General features: G+C 68.3%; 13 protein-coding genes. 4 read left to right on the top strand and 9 right to left on the bottom strand.

Annotation, left to right across the window (positions count from 1 at the left end; translation table 11 throughout):
• Positions 1 to 161 precede the first annotated feature (161 nt).
• The gene (locus tag AVR91_RS42065) at positions 162 to 1,238 is read left to right on the top strand and encodes a DUF5005 domain-containing protein (protein WP_063273332.1); all 1,077 of its coding nucleotides are present in this window, start codon (positions 162 to 164) and stop codon (positions 1,236 to 1,238) included.
• A 166-nt stretch (positions 1,239 to 1,404) separates the two neighbouring features.
• On the opposite strand, the gene AVR91_RS42060 is transcribed toward AVR91_RS42065, so the two are convergent.
• From AVR91_RS42060 to AVR91_RS42020, 9 genes are read right to left on the bottom strand one after another with little or no spacing between them, the layout of a single operon-like run.
• Entirely contained in the window at positions 1,405 to 1,980 is a 576-nt protein-coding gene (locus AVR91_RS42060; protein ID WP_063271828.1) for a hypothetical protein, read from the bottom strand.
• Positions 1,981 to 2,001: 21 nt separating this feature from the next.
• Positions 2,002 to 3,408: a beta-N-acetylhexosaminidase gene (locus AVR91_RS42055; RefSeq protein WP_143254283.1), complete on the bottom strand. Its 1,407-nt coding sequence runs from the start codon at positions 3,406 to 3,408 to the stop codon at positions 2,002 to 2,004.
• Position 3,409: 1 nt separating this feature from the next.
• Positions 3,410 to 4,276, bottom strand: coding sequence for a carbohydrate ABC transporter permease (locus tag AVR91_RS42050; RefSeq protein ID WP_016335410.1), 867 nt, complete (start codon positions 4,274 to 4,276; stop codon positions 3,410 to 3,412).
• Positions 4,267 to 5,226: a carbohydrate ABC transporter permease gene (locus tag AVR91_RS42045; RefSeq protein WP_016335409.1), complete on the bottom strand. Its 960-nt coding sequence runs from the start codon at positions 5,224 to 5,226 to the stop codon at positions 4,267 to 4,269. Before AVR91_RS42045 ends, AVR91_RS42050 begins: the two co-directional genes overlap by 10 nt.
• Positions 5,226 to 6,509, bottom strand: a complete 1,284-nt coding sequence (locus AVR91_RS42040; RefSeq protein WP_063271830.1) for an extracellular solute-binding protein — start codon at positions 6,507 to 6,509, stop codon at positions 5,226 to 5,228. Before AVR91_RS42040 ends, AVR91_RS42045 begins: the two co-directional genes overlap by 1 nt.
• 11 nt (positions 6,510 to 6,520) lie before the next feature.
• Positions 6,521 to 7,651, bottom strand: a complete 1,131-nt coding sequence (locus tag AVR91_RS42035; RefSeq protein WP_063271831.1) for a lactonase family protein — start codon at positions 7,649 to 7,651, stop codon at positions 6,521 to 6,523.
• Between the two features lie 27 nt (positions 7,652 to 7,678).
• The gene (locus tag AVR91_RS42030; protein ID WP_063271832.1) at positions 7,679 to 9,067 is read right to left on the bottom strand and encodes a GntP family permease; all 1,389 of its coding nucleotides are present in this window, start codon (positions 9,065 to 9,067) and stop codon (positions 7,679 to 7,681) included.
• Complete coding sequence (locus AVR91_RS42025; RefSeq protein ID WP_063271833.1) at positions 9,064 to 10,659, bottom strand: N-acyl-D-amino-acid deacylase family protein; 1,596 nt, start codon at positions 10,657 to 10,659, stop codon at positions 9,064 to 9,066. Before AVR91_RS42025 ends, AVR91_RS42030 begins: the two co-directional genes overlap by 4 nt.
• A 33-nt stretch (positions 10,660 to 10,692) precedes the next feature.
• Positions 10,693 to 11,997: an amino acid deaminase gene (locus AVR91_RS42020; RefSeq protein ID WP_063271834.1), complete on the bottom strand. Its 1,305-nt coding sequence runs from the start codon at positions 11,995 to 11,997 to the stop codon at positions 10,693 to 10,695.
• Positions 11,998 to 12,147: 150 nt separating this feature from the next.
• Here AVR91_RS42020 and AVR91_RS42015 point away from each other — a divergent pair, with 150 nt between their 5' ends.
• Genes AVR91_RS42015 through AVR91_RS42005 form a run of 3 tightly spaced genes read left to right on the top strand, consistent with a single transcriptional unit; the run spans position 12,148 to position 14,230 of the window.
• Entirely contained in the window at positions 12,148 to 13,089 is a 942-nt protein-coding gene (locus tag AVR91_RS42015) for a sugar kinase (RefSeq protein ID WP_394329987.1), read from the top strand.
• Positions 13,086 to 13,850 carry an IclR family transcriptional regulator gene (locus tag AVR91_RS42010; protein ID WP_063271835.1) on the top strand — a complete coding sequence of 255 codons (765 nt, stop codon included), beginning with the start codon at positions 13,086 to 13,088 and terminating at the stop codon, positions 13,848 to 13,850. Before AVR91_RS42015 ends, AVR91_RS42010 begins: the two co-directional genes overlap by 4 nt.
• The gene (locus AVR91_RS42005; RefSeq protein WP_063271836.1) at positions 13,847 to 14,230 is read left to right on the top strand and encodes a RidA family protein; all 384 of its coding nucleotides are present in this window, start codon (positions 13,847 to 13,849) and stop codon (positions 14,228 to 14,230) included. Before AVR91_RS42010 ends, AVR91_RS42005 begins: the two co-directional genes overlap by 4 nt.
• The last annotated feature ends 27 nt before the right edge of the window (positions 14,231 to 14,257 follow it).

The following is a 14,257-nucleotide window of genomic DNA, read 5'->3' as shown; positions in this document are numbered from 1 at the left end:
GCCCGGCAGCCGCGGAACCACCACTCTCGGCCCAATCAGGCGTAGGGAGGCAAATACAGGTCCGCTCTAACCGTCCTTTCCACTCACGAGAATTCGTAGCCGCCGTAACCACGTGCCGCACAAGGGTCGTACAAAGACCTCCGCGCCTTTAGCATGATCGGATGCGTCGGGCGTCGCGGATTCTCGTACCGGCCGCATTGCTGTTCAGCGCCATGGTGGCGAGCAGCGGGATCGCGTCCGCGCCGCCACCGCCGGTGGTTCCCGTCGCCGGGTTGAACGAGCTCTGGAACGCGTACGGCGATCAGGGCGGGCACTGGACCGGCGGCGATCGCACGGTGTCGGTCCCGCTGCCGGACGGCCGCACGGCGTGGCTGTTCTCGGACACGTTCCTCGGCACGGTGAACCCCGACCACAGCCGCCCGCGGGACAGTCCGATCGCGCGCAATACCCTGGTCGTGCAGCGACCAGACGGCTCGCTGGGGGAGACGCTGCACGGCGGTACCGTCGATGCCCCGGAGGCGCTGATCGGTCTCGCGGGTTCGGACGAGCACTACTGGGTCGGTGACGGGGTCGTCCAGGGCGACGTCCTGCGGGTGCTTTACAACCGGTACAAGACGACGGGGTCCGGCGGCCTCGACTTTCGGAGCACCGGGACTTCCCTGGCGACCTTCCGGCTACCCGCGTTGACGCCGTCCGAACTTCTGGTGATCCCGGTGGGCGACAAGGTCGCGTGGGGATCGGAACTGCTCGAAGACGGCGGGTACACCTATATCTACGGTGCCGAACAAGGTCACCTCCGGCTCGCCAGAGTGCCTGTCGGTGGCCTTCGCGGACCATGGCAGTTCTGGACCGGTGCCGACTGGTCGCCCCACGAGGAGGATTCCGCCCGGATGCTGGCCGGGGTCGGGACGGCGTTCTCGGTGACCCGCGTCGGTGGTGAATACGTGCTGATCACCATGGACACCAGCCCCGGCTTCAGCCCGGTGATGCTCGCCTACACCGCGAGTTCGCCGACCGGCCCTTTCGGTACTCCTGTCGTCCTCTACCGGGCACCCGAAGCGAGCGACCGGCGGATCGTCTACGACGCGACGGCGCATCCGCAGCTGAGCCGTCCCGGGAAGCTCACGGTGTCGTACAACGTGAACTCGCTCGACCACGGGGACAACATCGCGGACGTGCGGATCTACCGGCCGCGGTTCGTGGAGGTCGATCGGCCCCCGTCCCCGCCGTGGTCGTGAGTGGCAGCCCGAGGTACATGAAGGCCCCCTTCCTGTACTTAGGCGCAAGGATGGGGGCCTTCATGTACTGGGCATGGTGTGAAGGTCGAGTTTCCTCGGCTGAGCCGAGGGAAGGGGTCCTTCACGGACCTGATCGCCCCTCACGACTCGAATGACACTCGCGGCATCATTCGAGGACGCGGTCGTCCCGCGGAGCTTCGATGGTCAGCGAAGCCGGCGTGCCGTCAGTGAGCTGGTTCAGCTGCGTCATGGTCCGGTCCAGCTGCTCCGCCAGCCGCGGGATCGTGCTCGACGGGAGATAGGCCTCGGCGCCGGCGTCGAGGAGACGCCGGACCGGGCCCTCGTACTTGACGCCGAGTTCGGCGTCCTCGATCTCCGTGATCACGATCCGCGCCTTCGGGTACAGCGCGCGGAAATTGCCGATCAGCTGCGGGCTGGCGGGCGGTACCAGCAGCACGTCGACGGTCGGGGGCGCCGAGTGCAGGTCCAGGACGAGGTACCCGGGGCCGAGCCGCTCGGACAACGCGTCCCGCGCGGACGCCGACAGCTTCATGGCGGTGGCCACGACCGTTACGTCCTCGGAGTCCGCGGACGAGAAGGATTCCTGACGGGAAACGCCGGAGATCGTCCCGATCGTCTCGCCGTTCCTGGTGATGGTCACCTCCTCGCCGGGGCGGAGGGTGTCGATGAGGGCGACGAGTTCTTCAGGAAGCTGGGAGGCCTCGACCCACTGATCACTCATCACCCCATCATGGCCCGACTTCTAGCGAGGCCGCCCGGGGACTCCGGGCCGGGTCTGCCACGGGTGCGGTCCATCGAGCGGCCGGTACTCGACGCCCAGCGCGTCCAGCCGCGGCAGGTGGTGGTCCCGCAGGCGCGGCAGGAACTCCGCGTAATCCCGGCCGTCCGGATCACTCCACACCACCTCGGCGAAAGCACACAGACGCGGGAAGACGACGTAGTCCACCCGTCGCACGGTGTCGAGGTGTTCCGACCACACTTGCGCCTGCGCGCCGAGGATCGCCTTCCCCTCGGGGTAATCGGCGGGCACCGGCTCGTAGCCGTAGAAGCTCTCCAGCGTGCTGAGGTAGCCGACGGGGATGGGTTCGTCGGGGTGGTCGGACTGCCGGTGGTCGAGGTACACGTGGTCCTCCGGGCACATGACGACGTCGTGCCCGGCGGCCGCCGCGCGGGCACCGGCCGCCTCGCTCTGCCACGAGCCGATGACCATCGGCGGCAGATCACCCGCTTCGAGCACCTCGTCCCAACCGAGCGGACGACGTCCGCGTTCGACGAGGTGCCGCGCGATCTCGCGGACGAACCAGCCGTGCTCCTCGGTCGCACCGGGCACCTCGTCGCCGCCGAGGGCGATGACCTCGGACGGGAAGATGTCCAGCACGTGGTCGAAGACCCGCTTGAAGAAGTCCACTGTGGATTTCTTCGTGTTCAGCAGTGACGTGCTGATACCCCAGCTCGTCCAGACCTCCCACGGTTCATCGGTCTCCGGCCCGAGTTCGGGATAGGCGGCGATGGCGGCCCTGGCGTGGCCGGGGATGTCGACCTCCGGGACGACCGTCACCGAACGCGCGGCGGCGTACGCGACGATCTCGCGGAGATCGTCGGCCGAGTAGAACCCGCCGTGCGGTCGTCCGTCGCGCTCCGGCCCGTCGTGCCGCCCGACCATCGACGACTTCCGCCAGCCGCCGACCTCGGTCAGCCTGGGGAACTCGGGGATCTCGATCCGCCAGCCCTGGTCGTCGGTCAGATGCAGGTTGAGCACGTTGAGCTTGTGCGCGGCGATCAGGTCGATGAACCGCAGCACTTCGGCCTTGGTGCGGAAATGCCTGGCCACGTCCAGTAGACAGCCGCGCCAGCCGAACCGCGGATGGTCGGTCACCACGCCGCACGGGATCGTGGCCTGTCCACTGTGGATGGAGGAGGCCCGGAACGCGTCCGGCCCGACGAGCTGCCGCAGTGTCTGACGGCCGTAGAACTCGCCCGCCGAGTCGGCCGCGTGCAGCGTCACCCCGGACGGGTCGATCTCCAGCCGGTAGCCCTCGGCAGGCAACGCGGCGTCCCGGCGGACGTCCACTTCGGACGGTACGGAACAGTTTCCCGGCAAGGGTTCCACCGAGACGGGACGGGGGAGCAGAGTTTCGAAGCCAGGCATGTCAACCCTTCACCGCGCCGCCCATGACGGACACGAGTCGTCGTTGCACGAGGATGAAGAACACCAGCACCGGGATGGTCATCAGGGTCGAGCCCGCCATCACCGCGCCCCAGTCGGTGTCCTCCGGTTTGAAGAACACGAGGATCGCCAGCGGGAGCGTCTGATTCTCGGTGTTGGAGATGATGAAGGTCTTCGCGAACAGGAAGTCGTTCCACGCGTGGATGAACGCCAGCACACTGATCGCCACCAGCCCGGGCGCCACCAGCGGGAAGAGGATCTGCCAGGTGAACCGCATGCGGCTCGCCCCGTCGATCTTCGACGCCTCTTCCAGCTCCTGCGGCACCGCGGCGACGAAGCCGCGCAGCATCCAGATCGCGAACGGCAGGCTGAACGCCAGGTGCACCAGGATCAGCGACCCGAGGTGGTTGGTGCCGAACGCCGGCGCGACGTCGCCGACCGACCGCATCAGGAAGAACAGCGGGATGGTCAGTGCCTCGACCGGCACCATCTGCGCCACCAGCACCATCACCAGCAGCACGGTCCGGCCCTTGAAGTTGAACCGCGTCAGCGCGACCGCCGAAAGGAACGAGAGCAGCAGCGACAACGCCACCACCACGACGGCCACGATCACGCTGTTCAAGAAGAACATCGCGAAACCCTCGCCGCTGAGCACCCGTTCGAAATGCTCCAGGGTCGGCGTGAGCGTCCAGGGGCGGGGGTTCTCCGCCTGGATCTGCCCGGTGGGCTTGAACGCCGAAAGCACCATCCAATACACGGGGAACGCGACCATCCCCGCGATCACCACGCAGACGATCTCGGCGATCAGCCTGCCGGGCCTCCGGACCCGGCGTCCCGTCGTCACACCCATCCGGCGCTCCGGCGTTGCGACCGGACGTACAGCCCGGTGATGGACAGCAGCAGCAAGGTCATCACGACTCCGAGCGCCGCGCCGAGACCGTATTCCTGTCCGGCGAAGGCCTGTTGATAGGCGAAGACGTTGAGCACGAGGTTGCGCCCGGCCACGCCGCCGCCGTTGGTCATCACGTAGATCTGGGTGAAGATCTTGAAGTCCCAGATGATCGACTGGATCGTGGCGATGGTCAGCAGCGGCCGCACCATCGGCAGCGTGATCGACCACGTGGTGCGCCAGGTCGACGCGCCGTCGAGGTACGCGGCCTCGATGACCTCTTCCGGCACACCCTTGAGCCCCGCGTACATCGTCACCATGACGAACGGGAACGAGCACCAGATGACCTCGGCGGCCACCAGCCCGAACGTGCTGTACGTGTCGAAGGTCCAGGAGTGGTTCGCCATACCGGTGAATCCGATGCCCGACAGCACCTCGTTGACCAGGCCGAAGTCCGCGTCGAACAGGAACAGCCAGACGTACGAGCCCGCCATGGCAGGCGTCGCCCACGCGGCCAGCGCCGCAAGGAACAGCGGCACGCGCGCCCAGGCGCGGACCCGGGTCGCCAGTACGGCGAGCCCGGTCCCGAGGGCGAGGCTGCCGACGACGCAGACCGCGGTGAACCCGAGGGTCTTGGCCAGCACCTCCCAGAACTGGAGGTTCTCCAGCAGTTCGACGTAGTTGCCGAAACCGAGGAACACCAGCGGCGCGTTGCCGACCGCCTGCGGCTGGCCGTAGTCGTAGAACGAGATCAGGACGAGCTGGTAGATCGGGTACACCAGCATCGCGAGCAGCAGGATGCCACCGGGAGCCAGGTAGAGCAGGGCGGCCCGCCCGTCCCGGCGACGGCGGGGCGACCGCCGTGCCGGGACGGCCGGAGCCGTGGTGCGGGGGATCTCTTTCGTGACCACTAACCGAACGCCTTGTTCATCTCGGCGGCCGCGGCGGTGAGCGCGGTGGCCGGGTCCTTGCCGCCGGTCGCGATCTGCTGGATCGCGGTGGGCAGGACGTTCTGCGCGTCGATCTTCGACCACGCCGCGGTGGCGGGGACGAACTTCGTGCCCGCGGTGAGCGTGTCGACGAACGGCTTGACCGACGGGTCGCTCGCGGCCAGCTTCTGCTGGACGCTGCCGAGCGTGGGCAGGTTGCCCATCGCGACGTACATCTTCTCCTGGTACTTGGCGCCACCGAGCAGCTGGGTGAACTCGACCGCGAGGCTCTTGCGCTTGGTCGCGTTGAACACGCCGAGCAGGTTGCCGCCCGCGAACGCCGGGGCGATCTTGCCCGCCTCGGTGCCCGGGATCGGGATGATCGCGTACTTGCCCTTCACCTGACCGGCCTCGACGGCCTTGCGGTTGAAGTCACCGCCGATCGACATCCCGGCCTTGCCGCCGGCGAACGCCGTGATGCTCTGTGTGCCGGTGAGGTTGGCGCACTGTTCGGGCGGGCAGATGTCCGCCTTCAGCAGGTTCGCGTACGCGGTCACGCCGGCCTTGGCCTGCTCGGAGTCCACAGTGGACTTCCACTTGCCACCGTCCTGCTTGGCGATCTCACCGCCGTGCGCCCACAGGAACGGCAGCATCGCGTAGGTGTACTTGCCGCCGACGGAGATGCCGTACAGCTCCGGCTTCTTGGCGCGGATCGTCTTCGCGGTTTCGGTCAGTTCCGCCAGTGTCGTCGGCGGCTTGAGGCCGAGTTCGGCGAAGAGGTCCGTGCGGTAGTACAACGCGCGGATACCGGTGAACCAGGGGAGTCCGTAGGTCTTGCCGCCGGACTTCGCGGTTTCCAGCACCGCGGGCAGGATGTCGGCGCCTTCCTTCCACGACGACAGGTCGCCGGTCAGGTCGGCCAGCGCGCCCGTGGCGGCGTAGCTGGAGACGTCGGTGTTGCCGAACTCGGCGACGTCCGGCGCGCTGGCCGGGTCGTTGAAGGCGCCGGAGAACTTGTCGGCACGGCCTTCCACCGGGATCCACTGGACGTCGACCTCGACGCCCGAGTGCGCCGCCTTGAATTCGGCGATCGCTTCCTTGACGGCGGCCTCCTTGGGCGCGCGGTTGGCTTCGTCGAACAGCCAGACCCGGACGGTGCCGGTCTTCTCGTCACCGCCGCTCGCGGCCGGGGTGTTCTGGGCCGGCGCGCAGGCCGCGACGAGGCCGACCGCCGCGAGGCCCGCGATGAGGACGCGAGTTCTCATGGGTTTTCTCCTTATGCGAAAAAGACGGAATTGACTTGGGGGAGCGCCAGTTTCCCGGCGACGGCCCCCGGAAGCCCGGTGCCGGGATCGCGCGGCAGCCAGCTGAGCGTGCCGGACTTGTCGCTCGAGACGTAGAACCAGCGCTCGGTCGGGTCGAGGGTGAAATGGCGCGGGTACACCCCGCCGACGGGCGCGTTGTTCAGCAGCTTCAAGGACTTCCCGTCCTCGCCGACACCGAACGACGCGATCGTGTCGGAGCCGCGCACGGAGGCGTACACGAACTTCCCGTCCTTGGACGTGGTGATCTCGCCGGGGTACTGCTCGCCGGGAGTGCCCGCGGGAACGGCAGGGACGACCTGTCCGGCGGTGAGTTTCCCGGTGGCGGGGTTCCACGCCGCGACGGTCACCTCGGCACGCAACTCGCCGAGAATGTACGCGTACTTGCCGTTCGGGTGGAACGCCAGGTGCCGCGGACCGGCGCCCGACGGGAGCTTCAGTTGCTGGTTCAGCTTGAGCTTCCCGGTGGAGACGTCGAGTTTGTAGACGTAGACCGAATCCGCGCCGAGGTCGACCGCGAGGACCCACTTGCCGGTCGGGTCGTTGACGACCTGGTGCGCGTGCGCCTGCCGCTCGGCGCCCTTGTGCTGAGCCAGATCGACGACGTCGCCGAGTTTCCCGCCCGCGAGGATCGGGAGGACGACGACGCTGCCGCTGCTGTAGTTCGCGGCCAGCACGTACTTCTGGCTCGAGTGGACGCTCAGATGGGTCGGGTGCTGTCCCTTGGCGGATTTCTTGTTGAGCAGCTTGGGTTTGGCCGGGTCGGCCAGGCTGAACGACGAGATCTGGCCGTTCTCGTCCTCGTTGGTCACGTAGAGCGTCTTGCGGTCGGCGCTGATGTCGAACCAGGAAGCGTTGCTCACTCCCGGAATCGTCCGGTCGACGACCACGGCGTTCGTGGCCGTGTCCCGGTGAGCGACATCGAGTCCGTGCCCGGAACTGGTGTAGCTGCTGACGTAAATGGCTCCGGTTCCCTTCGGTCCGCAGTGTTGTTCGGAAGCGTTCGCGAGATGGGAACCGAGAACGGTGGTGAGTCCAGCCGCTCCGACGGCGCCGAGGAAGGTGCGTCGATCCAGTCCGGTCATCGTGATCTCTCCCAGTCGTCGGGTGGTTTAAACCACTGCCATGAGCAATGCTGCCACGCCGAAACCGGAAACGGAAAGGACGGTTTCCAACACGGTCCAGGTTTTCAGGGTCTCCGGCACGGTCATGTTGAAGTACCGCGAGATGATCCAGAAACCGCCGTCGTTCACGTGGGAGGCGATGATCGAGCCCGCCGAAATCGCGACGACCAGCAACGCGAGTTGCATTTGCGAGTAGCCCAGCGTCGCCACCGTCGGTGCGACGATGCCGCTCGTGGTCACGATCGCGACCGTCGCCGAACCCTGTGCGATGCGCATACCGCAACTGATGACGTAGGCCGCGAGGATGACCGGGAGACCGGCGTTGTCCAGCGATCCCGCGACGGCCTTGCCGATCCCGGTGGCGGACAGTACGGCGCCGAAGAACGCGCCCGCGCCGACCACCAGCAGGATCATCGCGACCGGGCGCAGCGACTTCGCCGAAAGCTCGCTCAAATCCTTGCCCGTCAAGCCGCGGCGCAGCCCCAGCAGCCAGGACGCGAGGAGCACCGAGACCGTCAGCGCGACGGCCGGAGTCCCGATGAACGCGGCGACACCCGCGGCCGCGGAGGCCTTGGGAAGCCAGATGCTGCCGAAGGTGCCGGCGAGGATCAGCACCAGCGGGACCGCGATGATGCCCAGCACCAGCCCGAGCGACGGCGGATTCGTCTCCTTTTCGCCTTCTTCCTCGGCGACCAGGAATTCCGCGGGCACCCGTACGTCGACGCGCTTGCCGATCCACGTCGAATACAGCACGCCACCGACGAGGAACGCGGGGATACCGCAGACCAGGCCCATCAGGATGATCCAGCCGAGTTCCACGTGCAGCAGACCGGCCGCGGCCACCGGACCGGGGTGCGGCGGGAGGAACGCGTGGGTGATGGAAAGCCCCGCCAGCAACGGCAACGCGTACAGCACGAGCGAACGGCCGCCCTGTTTGGCGGCGACGTAGACCAGCGGCGCCAGCACGAAGATGCCGATGTCGAAGAAGACCGGGATGCCGAAGACGAAACCCGCGAGACCCATCGCCAGCGGGGCCCGTTTCTCACCGATGGCACGCAGCAGCGCGCTGGTGAGCACCTTCGCCCCGCCCGAACGCTCCAAAATGGACCCGAGAATCGTGCCCAGGCCGATGATCGCGGCGATATGGCCGAGGATCCCGCCGAAACCCTTCTCCAGCAGGGAATCCGAGGCCTTCTGTGCGGAGCCGACGATCTGGACGACGGGCAGGCCCGCGGCCAGCGCGGTCAGCAGGCCGACCACGATCAGCGCGATGAAGGGCTCGAGCTTGACCTTGATGATGAGGAACAACAACACCGCGATCGAGACGGCGGCGAGGGTCAGGAGACCTCCCGTCGAATGTTGGAGCCAGTCGATCATCGGGCACTCCCGGGGTTCCGCAGTGAATGGCCGGCGAGGGCGCCGGTCGGTTGACCATCGTCGATGGCGGCGACACCGTTGACGAAGACATAGGGGATTCCGGCGGCCTGCTGCCGCGGCTCGTCGAACGTGGCGGTGTCGGCGACGGTTTCCGGGTCGAACAGCACGAGGTCCGCCGCGTATCCGGCGCGGACGAGACCCCGATCGGTCAGCCGCAGGCGCTGTGCCGCGCGGCCGGTGAGGTGGGCGACGCATTCGGCGAGTTCGAGGACGCCGAGTTCGCGGACGTAACGTGCGAGGTAACGGGGGAACGTGCCCCACGCGCGGGGATGCGGCCGCGCGCCGACGAGCAGCCCGTCGCTGCCGCCGGTATGCGTGCGGTGGCGCATGATCGCCTGGACGTTCTCCTCGTGCCCGACGTGCATCAGGCAGGACGTCCCGAGCTTTTCCGAGAGCAGGACGTCGAAGTACAGCTCCGCGGCAGGCTTTCCGGCCCGCTGCGCCGAAGCGGCGACGGAATGCCCGACGAGGTGGGCGTTCTCGTCGCGGCGGACGCCGTTGATCTCGATGGCCTCCCAGTCGATCGGCACCCCGTGGGCGCCGTCGGAACCGGTCTCCTCGATCTCGGCGCGGATCCGCTCACGAGTGTCCACATCGGACAGCCTGGCCAGTGTGGAGTCGAGCCCGCCTTCGGTCGCCCAGCTCGGGAGCAGCGCGGAAAGGTAGGTGGCGCCGGGCAGGTAGGGATAGGTGTCGAGCGTGATGTCGCAGCCGTCGTCGAGCGCCTGGTCGAGCAGCTCCAGCAGGTTCGACGCCTTGCCCTTGTTCACCGAGAAGTTCATCGTGGCGTGTGCGAGGTGCAGCGGGCAGCCCGAGCGGCGGGAGACGTCGACCATCTCGCCGAACGCCTCCAGCGCGCCCTTGCCGTAGCTGCGGTGATGCGGGCTGTAGAAGCCGCCGTTCTCCCCGACGACCCGGCACAGCTCGACCAGCTCTTCGGTGGTCGCGTACATGCCCGGCGTGTAGGTGAGCCCGGACGACATACCCATCGCGCCCTCGGCCAGCCCGGTCGCGATGAGCTCCTTCATCGCGTTCATCTCGGCTTCGGTGGCGGGCCGGTCCTCCCAGCCCACGGTGAGCATGCGGACGGTGCCCTGCGGCACCAGATAGGCCGCGTTGACCGCGACCCCGGCGTCGAGCCGGTCGAGGTACTCGCCGACGGAACGCCAGTTCCAGTCGAAACCGGCCGGATCGTCGTTCCAGCCGGCGAGCTGCTGGCGCAGCGCGACGAGGACGTCGTCGTTCACCGGAGCGTAGGAGAGCCCGTCCTGTCCGAGGACCTCGGTCGTGACGCCCTGGGAGAGCTTCGCGAGGTGATCCGGATTGGCGAGCAGCTGGAGGTCGGAATGCGAATGCATGTCGATGAACCCGGGCGCGAGCACGAGTCCTTCGGCGTCGATGGTGCGGCGGCCCGCGAGCGAGCCGGGTTCGGCGACACTGGTGATACGGCCGTCGGAGATGCCCACGTCGTGCCTGGTGAGCGGATCTCCGGTGCCGTCGGCGACCAGTGCCGAGCGGACGACGATGTCCATGGTGATTCTTCCTCTGCGGCGGTGGAGGACGGATCAGAAATGGGTGCGGACGAAATCGAGCACGGTCTCGCCGTCGGGGCCGACGACCGGGATCAGGGGCCACTTGTCGAAGACGGTGCAGGGATGGGACAGACCGAGGGCGATCCAGTCCCCGACCTCGACCGGTGACGACGCGGGCAGGGTGAGAAAGGCGTGCTGGTCGTTCATCTTCTGGATGGAGTGACCTTCGAGCGCGGACGGTGGCCCGTCGCCCTTGCGGATGAGGCGCGGCTCGGGCATGCCCTCGTCGAACGAGGCGTCCCGTTTGCCGATGGTGAGCAGCGCGAGTTCGTCCGTCGGCTTCGACGTCACCTGTGCCCAGGCGCGCAACGCGGAACGGAACGACGCGACGCCGCCGATACGCGGGTGTTCGCCGAGCGGCGAGATCACCCGGTAGAAGCCGTCGTCGTGGGTCACGTAGGCGCCGCTGCGCAGGATCGGCAGGACGTCCAGGTCGCCCCAGTCCTTCGTGAGTTCGTCGGCGACGCGGTCGAAGTACGCGCTGCCGCCGCCGGTGACGATGATCTGGCCGGCGTCGTCGAGCAGGCCCTTGGCGTGGAAGGCGAAGACGAGGCCGCGCAGACCGTCCACATAGGAGCTGATCAGCTGGAGGGACTTTTCGTCCGTGTGGTGGGAAAGCGCGCCTTCGTAGCCGCCGGATCCGCGCAGGCGCAGAGCCGGGCTCGCGTGCGCGGCCTCGGCGACGGCGAGCGCGGTCTCGGTGTCGCGGACACCGGTGCGGCCGCCCTCGGCGCCGAGTTCGACGAGCACGTCGACCTTGCGGCGGGCTCCGCGCAGGGCTTCGGTCATCAGCTCGACGCCGCGGACCGAGTCGACCCAGCAGACGAACTCGAAGTCGTCGTCGGCGTCCAGCTCGGCGGCCAGCCACTTCAGGCCGGAGGGGTCGATCAGCTGGTTCGCCAGCAGGATGCGGGAAACGCCGAACGCGCGGTAGATCCGCAGGTGGCCGGCGTTCGCGCAGGTGATACCCCACGAGCCGTGCTTCAGCTGCCGCTCGAACAGCTGTGGCGCCATCGTCGTCTTGCCGTGCGGAGCCAGCGCGACCCCGCGCTCGGCGCACCAGGCCGCCATCGTGCGGAGGTTGTGCTCGACGGCCTCTTCGTCGAGGACGACGAACGGGCCGAGGAAGCCGTCTTCGAACAGTTTCGCGCCTCGGGCGGCGGCCTCGCCGATCGTGAGACCGGACAGCGAGGGCGCGACCGAGCGGAAGCGCCAGTCGACGCGCTCCTCCCGGACGGCCGCGACCGCGGCGGAATCGATGGTGCCGGCTTGGAACATGAGGTTCACCTCGGTTGCGTATGTTGCAACGGACGTTGCGCATATTGCGTGGGATAGGTGTAGCATCCGGTCCGCTGGAGGTCAACGGCGTGACGACTAGGAGACGTGAAGGTGACAAGCGCGCCCGACGTTTTGTGCATCGGGGAGTCGATGGCCTTGTTCGTGCCGGCCGAACCCGGGCCGCCCGACGAGGTACGTAAGTGGGTGCGAAGCATCGGAGGGGCCGAGTCGAACGTCGCCTGTCATCTCCCGGCGCTGGGTTTCACCAGCGCGTGGGTGAGCGCCGTCGGCGATGATCCGTTCGGCCGGGCGCTGGTGCGGGAGATCGGCGAGGCCGGGGTGGACGTCAGCGCGGTCGTGGTCGACCCGACGCGTCCGACCGGGCTGTACGTCAAGGAGAGCGGCGCGGACGGCAGCCCCGTGCGCTACTACCGCAAGGGCTCGGCGGCGTCCGGGATGGACGCCGGACTGCTGGGGAAACTCGCGCTCGACGGGGTTCGCGTGATCCACCTGTCCGGGATCACGCCGGCGCTGTCGGACGGGTGCCTCGACCTGGTGCGGGCGCTGATGGAACGACCGCGTGGCGACACGCTGGTGTCGTTCGACGTGAACTTCCGGCCCGCGCTGTGGACCGAGCGGGACCCCTCGGTGCTGGCCGGGCTGGCCGCCCGCGCCGACATCGTGCTGGCGGGCGAGGACGAGGCCGAACGAGTGTGGGGGACCGGTGACCCGGCACGGCTGCGCGCCGCCGTGCCGGGGCCGAAGACGCTGGTCGTCAAGCACGGCGCACGCGGGGTGACGTTGGTGGAGGGCGACGGGGCACCGCTGTTCTCGCCCGCGCTCGAGGTCGACGTCGTGGAACCGGTCGGCGCCGGCGACGCCTTCGCGGCCGGATTCCTCGCCGCCACCCTGCGCGGCGACGACCCCGCGACCCGGCTGCGACGTGGTCATCTTCAGGCCGCGGCCACCCTGCTGACCCACGACGACGTGGGCACGCCGCTGCCCGGATCCGTCATCGACGCGCTCCTCGGCGCGGATGAGGCAGCATGGGCGGCGGCCAAGCTGACGGAAAAGGGAGTGGTGGGCGGATGAGCCAGAGCCTGGACAGGGCGCTCACGCTGCTGGGCGGGCTCGCCCGCGAGCCGAAGACGCTCGACCAGCTCGCCGAGGAGATCGGCGTGCACAAGTCGACCGTGCTGCGCCTGCTGCGCACCCTGGAGGCACACCACTTCGTGCGCCGGGAAGGGCAGCGGTTCTACCGGCTGGGCAGCGCGCTCTTCGACCTCGCGCAGCAGGCACTGGAGGATCGCGACGTCCGCCGCACCGCGCAATCCGCGCTCGCCGGGCTCAACGCGCGCACCGGGCACACCGTGCACCTCGCGTCCTATGAGGACGGGGAGGTGGTCTACATCGACAAGTTCGAGGGCAGGCATTCGGTGCGGATGTACTCCCGCATCGGGAAACGCGCGCCGCTGCACTGCACCGCCGTCGGCAAGGTGCTGGTCGCGGCGATGACGCCGGAGAAGCAGGCGGACGTGGTGTCGAGGATCGACTTCTTCGTCCGGACGCCGAACACGATCACCACGCCCGAGGCCTACGAGAAGGAACTCGCGCTCGTCGCCGACCGCGGCTACGCGGTGGACAACGCCGAGCACGAGGACTTCATCCACTGCGTCGCCGCGCCCGTTCGCGGCCCGGGCGGCGTGGTACTCGCCGCCGCGTCGGTGTCGGTGCCGAAGGTACTGCTCGACTACGACGGTCTGATGGCGCTCGTGCCGGAACTGATCGCCGCCACCGAAGAAGCTTCCGTCCACAGTGGATGGACGGGGAACCGAAAGGGGAAGTTGGAATGAGCAAGACCGCGATCAGCACGGAGAACGCGCCGAAGCCGGTGGCCGCGTTCTCGCAGGCGGTCCGCAAGGGCAACATCCTGCAGGTGGCCGGCCAGGTCGCCTTCGACCCGGCCACCGGCGCCATCGTCGGCGAGACCGTCGCCGAGCAGACCGAGCAGACCTTCAAGAACATCGAGGCGGTGCTCGAGGCCGCCGGTTCGAGCCTGGCCGACGCGATGATGGTGCGCGTGTACCTGACCGACGTCGACCACTTCGGCGCGTTCAACGAGGCCTACAACAAGCTGATCGGCGAGGCGCCGCACCCGGCCCGCACCACCGTTTACGTCGGCCTGCCCGCCGGGCTGCTGGTGGAGATCGACGTCCTGGCCGTGACGGACTGACCCTCGCGCGTGCTATGAACGGGCCGT

This window comes from Amycolatopsis keratiniphila subsp. keratiniphila (genome assembly GCF_001620365.2).
Taxonomy (GTDB): domain Bacteria; phylum Actinomycetota; class Actinomycetes; order Mycobacteriales; family Pseudonocardiaceae; genus Amycolatopsis; species Amycolatopsis keratiniphila.
This window is presented reverse-complemented; position numbering and strand designations above follow the sequence as displayed.

Coding starts and splice junctions, on each gene's coding strand:
- AVR91_RS42060 (WP_063271828.1), bottom strand. CDS start 1,980: ATGAGTGATCAGTGGGTCGAGGCCTCCCAGCTTCCTGAAGAACTCGTC.
- AVR91_RS42010 (WP_063271835.1), top strand. CDS start 13,086: ATGAGCCAGAGCCTGGACAGGGCGCTCACGCTGCTGGGCGGGCTCGCC.
- AVR91_RS42005 (WP_063271836.1), top strand. CDS start 13,847: ATGAGCAAGACCGCGATCAGCACGGAGAACGCGCCGAAGCCGGTGGCC.
- AVR91_RS42050 (WP_016335410.1), bottom strand. CDS start 4,276: ATGGGTGTGACGACGGGACGCCGGGTCCGGAGGCCCGGCAGGCTGATC.
- AVR91_RS42015 (WP_394329987.1), top strand. CDS start 12,148: ATGGCCTTGTTCGTGCCGGCCGAACCCGGGCCGCCCGACGAGGTACGT.
- AVR91_RS42020 (WP_063271834.1), bottom strand. CDS start 11,997: ATGTTCCAAGCCGGCACCATCGATTCCGCCGCGGTCGCGGCCGTCCGG.
- AVR91_RS42035 (WP_063271831.1), bottom strand. CDS start 7,651: ATGACCGGACTGGATCGACGCACCTTCCTCGGCGCCGTCGGAGCGGCT.
- AVR91_RS42055 (WP_143254283.1), bottom strand. CDS start 3,408: ATGCCTGGCTTCGAAACTCTGCTCCCCCGTCCCGTCTCGGTGGAACCC.
- AVR91_RS42030 (WP_063271832.1), bottom strand. CDS start 9,067: ATGATCGACTGGCTCCAACATTCGACGGGAGGTCTCCTGACCCTCGCC.
- AVR91_RS42040 (WP_063271830.1), bottom strand. CDS start 6,509: ATGAGAACTCGCGTCCTCATCGCGGGCCTCGCGGCGGTCGGCCTCGTC.
- AVR91_RS42025 (WP_063271833.1), bottom strand. CDS start 10,659: ATGGACATCGTCGTCCGCTCGGCACTGGTCGCCGACGGCACCGGAGAT.
- AVR91_RS42065 (WP_063273332.1), top strand. CDS start 162: ATGCGTCGGGCGTCGCGGATTCTCGTACCGGCCGCATTGCTGTTCAGC.